Annotated in this window: 17 protein-coding genes; 8 read left to right on the forward strand and 9 right to left on the reverse strand. The window is 60.8% G+C overall.

The features are described from left to right. Window positions 1–2: 2 nt before the first annotated feature. The 3 genes from AB8A38_RS05055 (at window position 3) to AB8A38_RS05065 (ending at window position 3,550) form a co-directional block, all read left to right on the forward strand. Complete coding sequence (locus AB8A38_RS05055) at window positions 3–1,436, forward strand: FAD-binding oxidoreductase (protein ID WP_315842045.1); 1,434 nt, start codon at window positions 3–5, stop codon at window positions 1,434–1,436. Window positions 1,437–1,486: 50 nt separating this feature from the next. Next, window positions 1,487–2,464 carry a Bug family tripartite tricarboxylate transporter substrate binding protein gene (locus tag AB8A38_RS05060; protein WP_315842044.1) on the forward strand — a complete coding sequence of 326 codons (978 nt, stop codon included), beginning with the start codon at window positions 1,487–1,489 and terminating at the stop codon, window positions 2,462–2,464. 108 nt (window positions 2,465–2,572) lie between these two features. Further along, window positions 2,573–3,550: a Bug family tripartite tricarboxylate transporter substrate binding protein gene (locus tag AB8A38_RS05065; protein ID WP_439085178.1), complete on the forward strand. Its 978-nt coding sequence runs from the start codon at window positions 2,573–2,575 to the stop codon at window positions 3,548–3,550. A gap of 37 nt (window positions 3,551–3,587) precedes the next feature. Here the strand turns inward: AB8A38_RS05065 and AB8A38_RS05070 are convergent, their stop codons facing one another. The 5 genes from AB8A38_RS05070 to AB8A38_RS05090 are packed head-to-tail and all read right to left on the reverse strand — an operon-like array spanning window position 3,588 to window position 7,764. Continuing rightward, window positions 3,588–4,283, reverse strand: a complete 696-nt coding sequence (locus tag AB8A38_RS05070; RefSeq protein WP_439085179.1) for a NapC/NirT family cytochrome c — start codon at window positions 4,281–4,283, stop codon at window positions 3,588–3,590. A 5-nt stretch (window positions 4,284–4,288) separates the two neighbouring features. Further along, window positions 4,289–4,783 (reverse strand): nitrate reductase cytochrome c-type subunit, encoded by a 495-nt coding sequence (locus tag AB8A38_RS05075; protein ID WP_439085180.1) that lies wholly within the window; start codon window positions 4,781–4,783, stop codon window positions 4,289–4,291. Further along, a complete protein-coding gene (napA, locus tag AB8A38_RS05080) occupies window positions 4,756–7,251 on the reverse strand; it encodes a periplasmic nitrate reductase subunit alpha (RefSeq protein ID WP_439085181.1) in 2,496 nt (831 codons plus the stop codon). Before napA ends, AB8A38_RS05075 begins: the two co-directional genes overlap by 28 nt. 12 nt (window positions 7,252–7,263) lie before the next feature. Continuing rightward, window positions 7,264–7,560, reverse strand: a complete 297-nt coding sequence (locus tag AB8A38_RS05085; protein ID WP_315842039.1) for a chaperone NapD — start codon at window positions 7,558–7,560, stop codon at window positions 7,264–7,266. Window positions 7,561–7,569: 9 nt separating this feature from the next. Then, a complete protein-coding gene (locus tag AB8A38_RS05090; protein ID WP_439085183.1) occupies window positions 7,570–7,764 on the reverse strand; it encodes a hypothetical protein in 195 nt (64 codons plus the stop codon). A gap of 71 nt (window positions 7,765–7,835) precedes the next feature. Here AB8A38_RS05090 and AB8A38_RS05095 point away from each other — a divergent pair, with 71 nt between their 5' ends. Both AB8A38_RS05095 and AB8A38_RS05100 read left to right on the forward strand, forming a co-directional pair. Then, on the forward strand, window positions 7,836–7,976 hold the full coding sequence (locus AB8A38_RS05095; RefSeq protein ID WP_439085185.1) for a hypothetical protein: 141 nt from the start codon (window positions 7,836–7,838) through the stop codon (window positions 7,974–7,976). 45 nt (window positions 7,977–8,021) lie between these two features. Then, a complete protein-coding gene (locus tag AB8A38_RS05100; protein WP_439085186.1) occupies window positions 8,022–8,297 on the forward strand; it encodes a helix-turn-helix domain-containing protein in 276 nt (91 codons plus the stop codon). Window positions 8,298–8,302: 5 nt separating this feature from the next. Here AB8A38_RS05100 and nthB read toward each other — a convergent pair whose 3' ends face one another. Together nthB and nthA are read right to left on the reverse strand one after the other, a co-directional pair. Continuing rightward, window positions 8,303–8,962, reverse strand: coding sequence for a nitrile hydratase subunit beta (nthB, locus tag AB8A38_RS05105; RefSeq protein ID WP_439085188.1), 660 nt, complete (start codon window positions 8,960–8,962; stop codon window positions 8,303–8,305). Then, window positions 8,959–9,588 (reverse strand): nitrile hydratase subunit alpha, encoded by a 630-nt coding sequence (nthA, locus tag AB8A38_RS05110; protein ID WP_439085189.1) that lies wholly within the window; start codon window positions 9,586–9,588, stop codon window positions 8,959–8,961. The genes nthB and nthA overlap by 4 nt, the downstream gene beginning before the upstream one ends. A gap of 65 nt (window positions 9,589–9,653) precedes the next feature. Here nthA and AB8A38_RS05115 point away from each other — a divergent pair, with 65 nt between their 5' ends. The 3 genes from AB8A38_RS05115 to AB8A38_RS05125 all read left to right on the forward strand — a co-directional run bounded on the left by AB8A38_RS05115 (window position 9,654) and on the right by AB8A38_RS05125 (window position 12,903). After that, window positions 9,654–10,412 carry a hypothetical protein gene (locus AB8A38_RS05115; protein ID WP_439085190.1) on the forward strand — a complete coding sequence of 253 codons (759 nt, stop codon included), beginning with the start codon at window positions 9,654–9,656 and terminating at the stop codon, window positions 10,410–10,412. 133 nt (window positions 10,413–10,545) lie between these two features. Then, window positions 10,546–11,823: a serine hydrolase domain-containing protein gene (locus AB8A38_RS05120; RefSeq protein WP_439085191.1), complete on the forward strand. Its 1,278-nt coding sequence runs from the start codon at window positions 10,546–10,548 to the stop codon at window positions 11,821–11,823. Window positions 11,824–12,177: 354 nt separating this feature from the next. Further along, complete coding sequence (locus AB8A38_RS05125; RefSeq protein WP_439085192.1) at window positions 12,178–12,903, forward strand: hypothetical protein; 726 nt, start codon at window positions 12,178–12,180, stop codon at window positions 12,901–12,903. Here the strand turns inward: AB8A38_RS05125 and AB8A38_RS05130 are convergent. Then, the gene (locus tag AB8A38_RS05130) at window positions 12,891–13,268 is read right to left on the reverse strand and encodes a hypothetical protein (RefSeq protein ID WP_439085193.1); all 378 of its coding nucleotides are present in this window, start codon (window positions 13,266–13,268) and stop codon (window positions 12,891–12,893) included. The two genes, AB8A38_RS05125 and AB8A38_RS05130, sit on opposite strands and share 13 nt — an antisense overlap. Before the next feature lie 42 nt (window positions 13,269–13,310). After that, window positions 13,311–14,243: a tyrosine-type recombinase/integrase gene (locus AB8A38_RS05135; RefSeq protein WP_439085194.1), complete on the reverse strand. Its 933-nt coding sequence runs from the start codon at window positions 14,241–14,243 to the stop codon at window positions 13,311–13,313.

A 14,243-nucleotide genomic window follows, 5' to 3' on the forward strand; every position in this document is an offset into this window, starting at 1 on the left:
AATTGACCGACCATACTGCATTCCTTGCAACACTCGCCCGCATTGTCGGTGACCCCCGTCACGTCATCGGCCCCGGCGGCGATTTCGAACCTTATGTGGTGGACTGGCGCGGCCGCTATCACGGCAAGGCGCTGGCCGTCGTGAAGCCCGGCTCGACGCAGGAAGTCTCCGACGTGGTCAAGGCCTGCGCGGCCGCCGGCATCGCTATCGTACCGCAGGGCGGCAATACCGGCATGTGCGGCGCGGCGACCCCGCTCGGCAAGCGCGACATGATCGTGTTGCGTCTCGATCGCCTCAACAAGATCCGCAGCGTCAGCCGTCTCGGTGACTCCATCGCCGTCGACGCCGGCTGCATCCTCGCCGACATCCAGAAGGCTGCCGACGATATCGACCGCCTGTTTCCGCTCAGCCTTGGCGCTGAAGGTTCGTGCCAGATCGGCGGCAATCTCTCCACCAATGCCGGCGGCACCGCCGTGTTGCGCTACGGTACCACACGCGAACTCGCGCTAGGCCTCGAAGTCGTGCTGCCCGATGGCGAGATCCTCGACGGCATGACGGCCTTGCGAAAGGACTCCACGGGCTTCGACACCAAGCAGCTCTTCATCGGTGCCGAAGGTACGCTCGGCATTATCACAGGCGCGGTGCTGAAGCTGTTTCCGAAGCCGCGGGCGAGGGCAGTGTCCTTTGCCAAGCTGAACAGCATCGACGCGGTACTCGACCTGCTCGCGCAGGCACGTACCGAACTCGGTGACCGCATCGGCGCCTTCGAGGTGATGTCGCGCGGCCAGATCGAGGTGATCGCCGAGAATCTGCCGCTGGTGAATATCCCGTTCGAGCTGGATACGCCGTGGTATGTGCTGATCGAACTCGTCGATACGCTGGTGTCGGTGGATCTGAATGCAGCGCTCGAAGCGTTGCTTAGCGGTGCCTATGAGCGCGAGCTGATCACCGATGCGCTTGTGGCCTCCAGCGAGACCCAGGCCGCAGCGTTCTGGAAAATCCGCCACAGCGTGTCGGAAGGCAGCAAGAAGGCCGGTTACGTCATCTCGCACGACAGCGCTGTGCCCCTGTCGCAGCAGGCGACGTTCGTCACGCAGGTGGAGAAGCGCATCGCCGCCTATCGGCCTGATGCCCGCATCGTGATGCACGGCCATATCGGCGACGGCAACATCCACATTCTCGCGATCATTCCAGGCCTCGAGCAGAACCAGAAGGATCAGATCCAGGACACGATCCGCGGCATCAACACCATCGTCGATGAAGAGACCGTCGCGCTCGGCGGCAGCATCAGTGCCGAGCACGGCATCGGCATCGCCAATCGCGAGCGGCTGGCACGCGTCACCAAGCCCACCGAGCTGCGACTCTTGCGCAGCGTCAAGCAGATGCTCGATCCGAACGACATCATGAATCCCGGAAAAGTGCTGCCTGCGCAATAAGCGCGGCTGCAAGCATTCATCAGAATACCCATTCGAGAAGAGGAACACGCATGAAGATCAAATCCATCCTCATGGCCGCCTGCGTCGCCTTTGGCGCCGTCGGACAGGCGAGCGCGCAAGATGCGAAATACCCCACCAAGCCGATCACCATCGTCGTGCCCTTCGCGGCGGGTGGCACGGTGGACATCATCGCGCGCATGGTGTCGGAGAACCTGCAGAAGAAGCTCGGCGCCACCGTGCTGGTCGAAAATATGGGCGGCGCCGGTGGCAATATCGGCGTCAACCGTGTCGCCAAGGCTCAGCCCGATGGCTATACGATCGGCCTCGCTAGCACCTCGCCGCTGGCGATCGCGCCCTCGCTCTATGGCAGCAAGCTTCAGTTCCAGCCGGATAAGGATTTGGTGGCCTTCGCGCAAGTGAGCATCGTGCCCAACGTGCTGGTCGTGAATCCCGATCGCATCAAGGCCCGCACTGTGCCGGAGCTGATCGAATACATGAAGGCCAATCCAGACAAAGTGACGTTCGGCTCGGCCGGACCGGGCACGTCGCAGCATCTTGCCGGCGAGCTGTTCCAGCAGATGACCGGCACCAAGATGGTCCATGTGCCCTATAAGGGTTCGAGCCAGATGGTCACCGACCTGATCTCGGGTCAGATCGACATCGCCTTCGACAACGTTCCGCTGCTGCTGCCGCATGTGGCCGGCGGCAAGCTGGCGATGCTCGCCACGGCAACGCCGAAGCGCGCCGAGTTCGACGCGAATGTGCCGGCCGTCGCCGAATTCCTGCCGGGCTTCGAGGCTGTCGCATGGCACGGCTTCATCGCGCCGGCGGCAACGCCGAAGCCGATCGTCGACAAGCTCTCGGCGGAAATCCGCGAATTCATGAGCCTGCCGGAAACCAAGAAGAAGATGGCCGAACTCGGCGCAGTTGCCGTGGCGATCCCGCAGGATGAGTTCACCAAATACATCGCCAGCGAGACGCAGCGCTGGAAGGGTGTGATGGAGAAGGCCAACGTTACGATGAACTAGGCGACCGCGCAGGTGGTGACGACGTCACGTTCGTCACCACCCCCAATATCGAGCGTCCACCAAAGGACGCCGACGATCAAAATAGAAAAACACATGGAGGAATGTTCAATGAGACTTCGGTCAATCCTGATGGCTGCCTGCCTGACGCTCGGCACGCTCACGCAAGCGACGGCCCAGGACGCGAATTACCCGAGCCGCCCGATCACCAGCATCGTTCCGTTTGCCGCCGGCGGCACCGCCGATATCTTTGCGCGCATGGTGTCGGAGCATCTGCAGAAGAAGATGAGCGCGACGGTCATCATCGAGAATGTCGGCGGCGCCGGCAGCATCATCGGCGTCACCCGCGTCGCGCGCGCTGCGCCCGATGGCTACACGATCGGCCTTGCCAGCACCTCGGCGCTGTCGATCAATCCGACGCTGTATGGCGCAAAACTGTCCTACAATCCCGAAAAGGATCTCGTGCCGATCGCGCAGATCAGCATGGTGCCGAATGTGCTGGTGGTGAACCCGACCAGGATCGCGGCGCGCACGGTGCCGCACCTGATCGCCTATATCAAAGCCAATCCCGACAAGGTGACATTCGGCTCGGCCGGCGTCGGTACCACGCAGCACCTTGCCGGCGAACTGTTCCAGCAGATGACCGGCACCAAGATGGTGCACGTGCCCTACAAGGGCTCGAGCCAAATGGTCACGGACTTGCTGAGCGGCCAGATCGATCTCGCCTTCGACAACGTACCACTGCTGCTGCCGCATGCGGCGGCCGGCAAGCTCGCGATGCTGGCGACGGCCTCGCCGAAGCGCGCCGAGTTCGATCCGAACCTGCCGGCAGTGTCCGAATTCCTGCCGGGTTTTGAAGCCGTCGCCTGGCACGGCTTCATGGCACCGGCCGGCACGCCAAAGGCCATCACCGACAAGCTCTCTGTCTCGATCCGCGAATTCATGCAGCAGCCGGAGACGAAGAAGAAAATGTCCGAGCTCGGCGCCGTCGCCGTGGCGGTCCCGCCGGATGAATTCGCCAAATACATCACCAGCGAAACGCAGCGCTGGAAGGGCGTGATCGAGAAGGCCAACATCACGATGAACTGAGCTGTGCCGTAGGGTGGATCAGCTTCGCTCATTCACCCTACGGCTGCGTCTCCTTCACCGATGCCAGATAGCGCGACAACCGATCCGCATCCGGCGCGTGGTGGCTATGGCGGTCGCGAAGTTCGGCCGGGGCGCTCCAGCCGGGCTCGATCCCGGTCATGTCCGGCAATTCATGCGCGATGCCCTTGTGGCAATCGATACAGGTGCGCTCGCCGGTGACGAGGAACTTGGCATGGATCGCCGCCGCGCGCGGCGCCTGTTTGGTGAAATCCATCGCGATCGCCGAGTGGCAGTTGCGACATTCAAGCGAGTCATTGGCCTTCAGGCGCGACCATTCATGTTTCGCAAGCTCCAGACGCATGTCGAGGAACTTCTCGCGCGTCGAGATCGTGCCGAAGATCTTGCCCCACACTTCCTTCGACGCCTGCATCTTGCGCGCGATCTTGTCGGTCCAGTTATGCGGCACATGGCAATCAGGACAGGTGGCACGCACGCCGGATCGATTGGCGAAATGCGGGGTTCGCTGCAGCTCTTGATACACGTTGTCACGCATCTCGTGGCAGCCGGTGCAGAATTTCTCGGTATTGGTGACTTCCAGCGCCGTATTGAAGCCGCCCCAGAAGATCACGCCACCGAGGAAGCCGCCCAGCGCCAGGACGCCGAGACTGATATGCGTGGCCGGTCGGCTGGCGATGCGCCAGAACCACAGAAACTTGGATATCAACCACTTCATGGCGTTCACCTGCCGGATGCCTTCATGTCGGTGAAGGTGTTCGGAACGAGCGGACGCGCATCGGTTTGCGGCACGTGACAGGCCGTGCAGAAATAGCGTCGCGGTGTCACATCGGCGAGCATCTGGCCATCGCGATCCATGAAATGCGTAATGCTGATCATTGGCGCGCCGGAGCCTTCGGTATATTCGCGGCGATGGCACTCAAGACAGCGATTGGCCCGCAACGTGAGCTGATAGTTCTCGATCGAATGCGGAATGACCGGAGGCTGCTCCGGATAGTTCCGCATCACGCGCTTGTCGTCGGTGACGGGCCGCGGGAAGGGAGGCGCAGGAACGTCGCCCATCGGCTGCGCTGCGCCGGTGACGCGCGGAACGATCTGCGGCGTAGTCTGGACGGACTGCGCATAGATCGCACCGGACACCAGCACCATGGCGCCGGCGATGATTGCCGCGATGACCGTCTTCATCGCGCTTAAACGGAAACGATCTTGACCGCGCATTTCTTGAAGTCCGCCTGTTTGGAGATCGGGTCGGTTGCATCCAGCGTGACCTTGTTGATCAGCTGGCTGGCATCGAACCACGGCACGAACACCACGCCGCGGGGCATGCGGTTGCGTCCGGTCGTGTCGACGCGCGTGCGGATCTCGCCGCGCCGCGACATCAGCCGGATTTCGGCGCCCTGGTTCAAGCCGCGTGCGCGCGCGTCTTCGGCATGCATGAAACAGCGCGCGCCGGGAAACGCCTTGTAGAGCTCAGGCACGCGCATGGTCATCGAGCCGGAGTGCCAGTGTTCCAGCACGCGGCCGGTCACCAGCCAGAGATCGAACTCAGCATCGGGCGACTCGGCCGGCGGCTCATAGGGCACCGCGATGATGCGCGCGCGTCCGTCCGGATTGCCGTAGAATTCGACCTTCTTGCCCGGCTTGACGTAGGGATCGAGACCTTCGCGGTAGCGCCACTTGGTCTCCTTGCCGTTGACCACAGGCCAGCGAAGGCCGCGCACCTCGTGATAGGTGTCCCAGGGCGCAAGGTCGTGGCCGTGACCGCGGCCGAACGTGGCATATTCCTCGAACAGCCCTTTCTGCACATAGAAACCGAAGTCCTTGGACTCGTGGTTTCCATAGTCAGCAGGGATTTCGCTAACGGGAAATTTGTCGACCTCACCATTACGATACAGCACGTCGAACAGCGTCTTGCCCTTGTAGTTCGGATTGGCGTCGAGGAGGGCGGCAGGCCACACTTCGTCCGTCGTGAACCGCTTCGAGAATTCCATCAGCTGCCAGAGATCCGAGCGCGCCTGGCCGGGCGCATCGACCAACTGGCGCCAGACATGGGTGCGCCGTTCGGCATTGCCGTAGGCGCCTTCCTTCTCGACCCACATCGCCGCCGGCAGCACGCAGTCGGCGGACATCGCCGTCACCGTCGGATAGGCATCCGACACGACGATGAAGTTGGCGGGGTTGCGGTAACCCGGATAGGTTTCGCCCGAACTGTTGGGCGCCGCCTGCACATTGTTGTTCACCTGAACCCAATAGAAGTTCAGCTTGCCGTCATGCAGCATGCGGTCCTGCTCGACGGCGTGATAACCGATCTTGTCGGGCAGGAGGCCATGCGGCACGCGCCAGATTTCTTCAGCGTGCTTGCGGTGCTCCGGATTGGTCACCACCATGTCGGCGGGGAGGCGGTGTGCGAAGGTGCCGACCTCGCGCGCCGTGCCGCAGGCCGATGGCTGGCCCGTCAGCGAGAACGGCGAGTTGCCGGGTTCGGAGATTTTGCCGGTCAGCAGATGGATGTTGTAGACGAGCTGATTGGCCCAGACGCCGCGGACATGCTGGTTGAAACCCATGGTCCAGAGCGACATCACCTTGCGCTTCGGATCGGCATAGAGCTCAGCGAGATCCAGCAGGAAGCCGGGCTCGACACCGGTCAGCTTCGACACCTTCTCGAGCGAATAGTCCTTCACGAATTCGGCGTAGGCCGCGAAATCGATCGGTGTCGTCGCTGCAGCCGTGGCTGCACCCTTGGCTTTCTTCTCCAGCGGATGTTCGGGACGCAGCCCGTAGCCGATATCCGTCGTGCCCTTCACGAAAGTCGTGTGGCTGTTGACGAATTCGGTGTTCACGCGACCGGTCGAGATGATGTGGTTGGCGATGAAGTTGAGAATGGCCAGATCGGTGCCCGGCTTGAACACGATCGGGATGTCGGCGAGGTCGGAGCTGCGATGCGTGAAGGTCGAGAGCACCGCGACTTTCACATGCGGATGACCAAGGCGGCGATCGGTGAGGCGCGTCCACAGGATCGGATGCATCTCGGCCATATTCGAGCCCCATAGCACGAAGGCATCGGCGGCCTCGAAGTCATCATAGCAGCCCATCGGCTCGTCCATGCCGAAGGTGCGCATGAAGGCCACGGCCGCAGACGCCATGCAATGCCGCGCATTGGGATCGAGATTGTTGGAGCGGAAGCCCGCGCGCATGAGCTTGGTCGCGGCATAACCTTCGAGGATCGTCCACTGGCCCGATCCGAACATGCCGATCGCAGTCGGTCCCTTTTCTTTCAGCGTCGCCTTGGCGCGCTGCGCCATGGTGTCGAACGCTTCGTCCCAGCTCACCGGCGTGAGTTCGCCGTTCTTGTCGAACACGCCGTTCTTCTTGCGGAGGAGGGGCGTGGTCAGGCGGTCGGCGCCATACATGATCTTGGAGAGGAAGTAGCCCTTGATACAGTTCAGGCCGCGATTCACTTCCGCCAGCGTGTCGCCATGGGAGGCGACGACCTTGTTGTCCTTGACACCGACCATGACGCCGCAACCGGTACCGCAGAAGCGGCACGGCGCCTTCGACCATTTGATGGACAGCGACCCGACGCCGCCGGCAATCGACTGAGCGGCTGCCGGAACGTTGATGCCAGCCGCCACTGCAGCGACAGCCGCTGCCTGGGCTTTAAGTAGATCACGCCGCGAAAGGGGCATTTCGTCGTTCTCCTAGTCGAGACGCTGTTCGAAGACCATGTTGGCCGAGAGCACACCCGGCCATGATGAGATGTCAGCGAGCATCGCACCCAATGCGCCGCTGCCTGGCCCTTCGAGGACCGCAACCAGCTTGGAGTCCGTCCGGTGATGGATCTCGACGCCAGGAAGGCTCGACAACCGCGCAGATACCGCGTCGATATGGGCCGGAAGCACCGACACGACGGCGCTGGAAATGTGCTCATTGTCGTGCGCGGACGCGCCGGCGGTCGCGCCGGTCAACAGAGCGCGTCTGGTGAGTCTGTCTGTCATGTGAAAGTCCTAGTGAAGCAGAGGCGGGCCGGGCGGGCCGAAAATCAGCTGGTACATCCAGACCAGAAAGCCGTAACCGCCGACCACGCCCACCGCGACGACGGGCCAGATGAGAACGACGATCGTGAGAAAGACGAGCAACTCCGACATACGGCTGTTGCGTCTTTGAGCCTCTGCAGGCCGAGCGATATTCTGGTCCGTCACCATACGCTCCCCCTTCGGTTTGCGGCCATATGCCTGGAGAAGAGGCGAGATTCGCCTAGAGCAAAGGCAATATGCCTGCTGCAGCGCCCACCTTCTTTGCGCTGGATCAAACAACAAACTCTGCGGAGGATTTATTTGATATCGTTGCTCTGATCGCGATGTCGTCGTGCAGAGCCGCCCGCATCAGAATCTTTGATGACAGTTTTATTTGATTGCGACAGCTGCTCGGCGAAATCGCTCGTTCCGGAAGGCGAGCAATGGATCGTGAGATGTGCAAGTCGTTTGGTCAAACGCCGTTTTTTTGCGGGCCTGGACGAGGGCGCACGCGGCATCATCATGGTGAGTGCGTTCCGATCGAACTGAGAATCTCGCGCCAGGAACTGGCCGAACTCAGCGACACCACGCAGTTCACGGTCAGCCGTACCGTTTCGGCCTGGGACCGGATGCTGATCCTGAAAGCCGGTCGCGGCCGGTTGACCGTTATCGATCCCGCCAGACTCGCGGGCCTGGCGGGCGACGCGCGGGCGCACTGAGGCAATTAAGCCGGATCGAGATATGGCTCGAACGCCTCAACCGACACTTTCAGCGTCGGATCGCCATCGGGTCCCCACAGTTCGGCACCGTCGAACACGACGGTGTAAAGCCACTGCGGATTTTCGCCTTGGTCATGCGCCGCAGTGTCGGGATAGACATGCGCGCCGTGTATGCGCTCGATCACGCCGACATGACCGCGGACATAGCGCGGCAAGCGCGTATGCGTGGCCGGATGAATGTTCTTCATCCGCACGCGGTTGCCGATCGCGAATGCGGCAGGCGCCGAAGCAGGGCGCGTGAATGAACCACGGGTCAGCACGCGCTCGACACTATCAACGGTGAAGTTGCCGCGCTTCAGCGGTTTCGGCGGCACGGATGCGTGGCCGGCCTTGACCTCATCCGCCGCGAGGAAGCCGCGTTCGACCAGCATATCCTCAAGGCCGAGAAACCATTTCTTGTAGTAGCTGCTGGAGAGATAGACCTCCGGCGGCAGCGTTTCGCGGTAGAAGCGCGAGGCGTCGATGTTGAAGGCGCCTGCCGCGCCCATGGCGCGCACCATGGCCAGCACGCGAGATTCCCATTCAGCATGAAACATCGGCTCGTTCGGCTCCGGCTCGACCTTGCCGAAACCGTCCATGCCGCCCATGTCGTGGACGCCGTTCATGATGGCGCTCCCGGCGTTCGAACGAGACCCGTCCCGATCATGGAGTCGCGCGTGACGATGTCGGCGAGCTGCGCTTCGCTCCAGCCCTCGGTGCCTGCAGGTCGCATCGGCAACACCAGGAAACGGGTTTCAGCGGTCGAATCCCAGACACGGATTTCAGTGTCGTTCGGAATCGAAAAGCCGAAGTCGGCCAGCACGCCGCGCGGATCCTTGACGGCGCGGGAACGATAGGGCGCCGCCTTGTACCAGACCGGGGGCAGGCCGAGCATTTCCCAGGGGTAACAGGAGCACAGCGTGCACACGATCATGTTGTGGCGCTCGGGCGTGTTTTCGACCACCACGAGATGATCGCCGGTGCGACTGACATGGCCGAGGGTGCTGACCGCCGCTGAGCCATCGGCCAGCAGCGCTTTCTTGAAGGCAGGATCGGTCCAGGCTTTCGCAACCACCAGGGCGCCGTTGTGCGGACCGATCTTGGTCTCATAGGCCTGGATCATCGCGTCCAGCGCCGCCGGATCGATATAGCCCTTCTCGGTCAGAATGGTCTCGAGTGCACGGACGCGCAGCTCGGTATCCGACAATTCGGAATGGTCGTGATCGTGGTCATGATGATGGTGTTCGGTCATGCCATCAGGATAAGCGACGCGCGATTGTTCTGTCGAGGATTTCGGGACTCAGCTAGTCCTGCGACATGGCTGCTCCTCATTATCGCGCGCTGACGCTGTTCGGCTTCGTTCTGGTCGCGCTACTGGCGGCTTCGGGCCATGCGGAGGCGGCCAATGGCGCCTATGCGGTCGATGCGGCTGACATTTCGGACCTCGGCTCCTGCAAGGTCGAGAGCTGGTACTCGATGGCCACCAACAGTGACTTCGCAGCGGTGGCCAATCCGTCCTGCGTGGTGGAGATAACCCGTCCGGTCGAACTCAGCGTGCTCACCAATCACAGCCGCTCCGACGGCGAGTTCAGCACGACGCTGGCGCCAAAGGCGAAGATCAACATCGAACCGACGGGCATCGGAAAATTCGGCGTCTCGGCGCTGGCCAGCGGCACATTCGACGCCATGACCGGCCAGAACACAGCGGTGTTTGCGGAAATTCCGGCGACCTATCGCTTTTCCGAAACCACACGCATCAATCTCAATGCCGGCTGGCTGTGGGACCGTGTGCTCGATCGCCATTACTTCACCTATGGCGTCGGCTTCGACTGGAAATTCACCGACGTGCTGGAATACACGGTGGAATTATACGGGCAGGCGGGCCGCGCCGAATTCGCCAGCGTGATCCAGCCGCGCGTCCAGACCGGCGTGCGCTATCGGCCCAACGACATCTTCTCGGTCGACCTGATTTACGGCCGCAACATCACCGGCGAGAATTCGAACTGGATCACTTTGGGCACCACGATCCGGTTTCCGCCGCCGGGAAGCGTGAGCAAACCCGGCGCGCATTTGTGATCCACACAAGGCCATCGATCGCGGTAAAACCGCGATATCGGCAAATTGCGTGATTTTCCGACAAGTATCTGAAATATCTCGGTGTTAGCGTTCGACCGTGTTCCAGCCCGCTTGCGGAAATCCAGTGTCAATCTTGCGACGATCTTGCGACTTCCTGTCCGTCCTCACCATCGCCGCAGCGCTGGTCACGCCCGCATTGGCAGGCACCAGCCTGCTGACCGACAAGCCTGATCTCAGCAGCTTTTCCCAGGACGGCCTGAACCGCGTCTCTGAAATGCTCGACCGCGAAGTCGGTCAGGGCCATCTCGCCGGCGCGATCATGCTGATCCAGCACCGCGGCAAGCCCGTCTATTATGAGGGCTTTGGCGTCCGCGATCCCGTGACCATGGCGCCGATGACGGCCGACACGATCTTCCGGCTGTATTCAATGTCCAAGCCGGTGACATCGGTCGCGGCGATGATCCTGGTGGAGCAGGGCAAGCTCAAGCTGGACGATCCCGTCGCCAAATACATTCCGGCCTATGCGCATCCGCAGGTCGCGACCGAACGCACGGATGCCAGCGGCAAGCCCTATCTCGACTTCACACCGGCGCTGAAGCCGATCACCGTGCTCGACCTGATGCGGCAGTCATCCGGCATCAGTTCGGCCTTCACCAATCTCGGGCTGATCACGCAGCTTTATCTCGATGCAGGCCTGTTCGACGGCGATTTCGAAAATGCCGATTTCGCGGCGCGGCTTGCGAAACTGCCGCTGGCCTATCAGCCAGCCACGGTATGGGACTACGGCCATTCAACCGATCTTCTCGGCCGCGTCATCGAGATCGCATCGGGCCAATCGCTGTACGATTTTCAGAAGCAGTATCTATTCGATCCGCTGGGTATGACCGACACCGGCTACTACGTGCTCGATCCCGCCAAGGCGCCGCGCATTGCGCAGCCGATGCCAACCGACCGCATCATCGGCAACGAGACCATCAGCAATCCCACACTGAAGCGAAAATGGGAATCCGGAGGAGGCGGCCTCAATGCCACCACGGGCGACTACGCGCGCTTCCTGCAGATGCTGATCAATGGCGGCACGCTCGACGGCGTCCGAATCCTCAAGCCCGAGTCGGTCCAATTGATGCGCCAGAACCAGGTCGCACCGGCCAGCGATGTGAAGCCCTGGGCCTATTACTATCCCGGCGCTGGCTTCGGTTACGGCCTCGGCTTCGGCGTCCGCACCGGACCCGGCGACGACGGCGTTCCCGGTTTTGTCGGCGAGATGGCCTGGGGCGGCGCCGCCGGGACTTACTTCTGGACCTATCCGGATCAGGACATGGTGATGATCCTGATGGTGCAGACGCCGACCCAGCGCGGCCGCATCCAGCCGATCCTGAAGACGCTGGTCTACGACGCGATCAAGAAGTAGCGGGAGCGTGGCCGGGGTCGTGGCTTTAAGAGAACTGTAGATCCCCACATAAGATCGACAAGATAACCGAAATTCCTCAATGTTTTCGGGGGATTGTCCCCACATAAGACAACGCCAATCCCCTCATAAGACCGACATAGTTCGCACTTTCCCCACATAAGATCGACACGGCTCGTGCGGAAATTTCCTCGGACCGTTTCGGCGAGGGATTCGCTGACCTCAGGTTGTAGGCAAGAATGACGTGTTGACCCGGACACGGACCTTATGACCGACCTGCCGCGACTCCTGCAGGTTTGCGCCGGTGATTGCGGACCCTCACCCTTTCTGAGGGGACCACCGAGGATCGGCCATCGAATGAGTGCAAGTTCAGATTACCAGCAGACTGATATGGACTTGGAGTATGGCCGAGAGGAAACGGCCAATGCCAGGGCACACGTCACGCCGTCAGATGAGCAAGCCAAAGCGATCCTGATCGAGTGGGGGAGGGAACGCCGGGAATTATTCCGAAGCTTTCAACCACTGCACATAATGGCCACTTCATCAGCCGATGAAGCCGTGGTGCGCGCCCGGAATTTCATCACGGATTACAAGGTCGAGGATACGCGCCTGAAGCTGTTGCGACAGTCCGTCGAGATCGGAGCGGTTAGGCAACTGCGCGCCAGAATCGCTAACTGGCATGCGTTTCTGTCGGCGTCACCACGTGAGGACGTCAGATCAGAACTGCTCGCACTTCATACAACTTTGGTTTCAATGTCGAAGATAGAAGATCAATCCAATAAGGTAGATTTCGACAAGCAGCCATTTGCCCGGATAGAATTTCTTCTTGAGCTTCTTACCGTGGCCTATGAGATCGGACGACCGGCCAACGTGGCGTTTTACATTCGACGCATCGGTGAGACCCTGATCGGCCCGATGGACGCAGCGCTTCACAATAAACTGGCGGCGGCGAATGAATGGCTACACTGGGCCACAAAGTACGAAGAAATCAACGGGAGTGACAGCCTTCTGAATCGCAATCATCCCGTCTACATAAGGGTTCAAAAGACCCCTCAGTGGCCTAAACAAGATCAAATACTGTAACCCGCGCCTGGATGCTGCGCCATGATTGCGTTCACGAGCACCTGCAAGTCTCCGATTGAATGGGCAGCGGTCGCCCCGTAGCGAAGAAGCTCGCCCCAAAGGCAATCGTTTTCCTCATTTCCGAGCAATACGAGCGATTCATCGTCCGGCGTCAGCACAAGGTACGGCATGAACGGATCCGCTCGAAGATCGAGGGCCAATTCCTCTACTTCGTCCGCTTCGTCACCTGCTGCCAGCGCGGCAGCCAGAGTCGCGAAAAGGCGTTTGAGGAACCGGCCATTTCGCGATCGTCCAACCCAGTATTTTTTGCCGTCAACAAGAACCGGCGCGGCCCTCTCGCCTGCTTCAAGGTAGATGAAAGCCATCGAAAATTCTTCCCGGTTTTATTGGCCTCTATGAGGTCAAAATTACGATTCGCCTAGCGGATGGATCCCACACATTTTTTGTACATCGTTCGACATAGACCCCGCATACATCTCCATTGTCCACATCTCGGCGTGACCGAGGATCGCCTGAACCGCACTCAAATCGGCACCGTTCTTCAGCAGATGCGCGCCAAAGGCATGGCGCAGCGCTTTCGGTGAGATTTTCTCGGCGTCTGCAAGGTTGGCAGTTGCCGCGATCTCCCTGATTTCCAGCCATGCTGACCCTCGGCTCATATGCCGATCGACATGCTTGAGTGAGTGAAACACCCATTCGGATGTCGGAAGACCGGCCATCGTGGCCATCCGTTTCCAATTGATGATGCTCTCGATCGCCTTCGCATTCAGCGGTACCCATCGGCGCTTGCCACTACGACCAACGATCACGACGCCACAGCCGTCCGCCTGGATGGCATCGGCAGGTAGGGCGACCGCTTCACTGACCCTCATTCCGGAAGCGTACATCGTCTCGAGCAGGGCTGCGCGACGCATGAACCCTGCCTGTCGGAGCATTCCAAAGCGGGTCTCGGCTGTCAGAGCGTGGGCGGCATCCAAAATGCGTTCGACGTCGGACATCGACATGAGATATGGCGTCATGGCTAAGCGCGGCAATCGCTCGAACCCCTTTGTGGGGTCAGCATCGGAATGGCCCTCGGCCACCAAGAATGAATGAACTTGTCTGATCGTCGTTCTGAGACGCCTCAGCGTGGATTCTGCCGAGCCATTGCGCTCCAGAGAGTCGAGGAATTCGACAACGTCGGGTTCCTCGACCGTGGCAAGCGTCAGTTTCCGGCATGTCAACCATCCCAGATATTTCTCAAGGTCCGCCCCGTAGGCGGCCATGGTGTTGGTTGAAAGTCCCTTTTCTACGAACAACACGTCGAGCCACGATTTGGCCAACGTCTGGTCGTCCATCAT

This window comes from Tardiphaga sp. 839_C3_N1_4 (assembly GCF_051811045.1).
Taxonomy (GTDB): domain Bacteria; phylum Pseudomonadota; class Alphaproteobacteria; order Rhizobiales; family Xanthobacteraceae; genus Tardiphaga.

What these genes read in the sequence shown, in the direction of transcription:
- AB8A38_RS05075 (WP_439085180.1), bottom strand. Translation starts at nt 4,783, where the DNA reads ATGCGCGGTCAAGATCGTTTCCGTTTAAGCGCGATGAAGACGGTCATC.
- AB8A38_RS05085 (WP_315842039.1), bottom strand. Translation starts at nt 7,560, where the DNA reads ATGACAGACAGACTCACCAGACGCGCTCTGTTGACCGGCGCGACCGCC.
- AB8A38_RS05135 (WP_439085194.1), bottom strand. Translation starts at nt 14,243, where the DNA reads ATGATGGACGACCAGACGTTGGCCAAATCGTGGCTCGACGTGTTGTTC.
- AB8A38_RS05070 (WP_439085179.1), bottom strand. Translation starts at nt 4,283, where the DNA reads ATGAAGTGGTTGATATCCAAGTTTCTGTGGTTCTGGCGCATCGCCAGC.
- nthA (WP_439085189.1), bottom strand. Translation starts at nt 9,588, where the DNA reads ATGACCGAACACCATCATCATGACCACGATCACGACCATTCCGAATTG.
- nthB (WP_439085188.1), bottom strand. Translation starts at nt 8,962, where the DNA reads ATGAACGGCGTCCACGACATGGGCGGCATGGACGGTTTCGGCAAGGTC.
- AB8A38_RS05125 (WP_439085192.1), top strand. Translation starts at nt 12,178, where the DNA reads ATGAGTGCAAGTTCAGATTACCAGCAGACTGATATGGACTTGGAGTAT.
- AB8A38_RS05100 (WP_439085186.1), top strand. Translation starts at nt 8,022, where the DNA reads ATGGATCGTGAGATGTGCAAGTCGTTTGGTCAAACGCCGTTTTTTTGC.
- AB8A38_RS05130 (WP_439085193.1), bottom strand. Translation starts at nt 13,268, where the DNA reads ATGGCTTTCATCTACCTTGAAGCAGGCGAGAGGGCCGCGCCGGTTCTT.
- AB8A38_RS05115 (WP_439085190.1), top strand. Translation starts at nt 9,654, where the DNA reads ATGGCTGCTCCTCATTATCGCGCGCTGACGCTGTTCGGCTTCGTTCTG.
- AB8A38_RS05060 (WP_315842044.1), top strand. Translation starts at nt 1,487, where the DNA reads ATGAAGATCAAATCCATCCTCATGGCCGCCTGCGTCGCCTTTGGCGCC.
- AB8A38_RS05065 (WP_439085178.1), top strand. Translation starts at nt 2,573, where the DNA reads ATGAGACTTCGGTCAATCCTGATGGCTGCCTGCCTGACGCTCGGCACG.
- napA (WP_439085181.1), bottom strand. Translation starts at nt 7,251, where the DNA reads ATGCCCCTTTCGCGGCGTGATCTACTTAAAGCCCAGGCAGCGGCTGTC.
- AB8A38_RS05095 (WP_439085185.1), top strand. Translation starts at nt 7,836, where the DNA reads ATGCCTGCTGCAGCGCCCACCTTCTTTGCGCTGGATCAAACAACAAAC.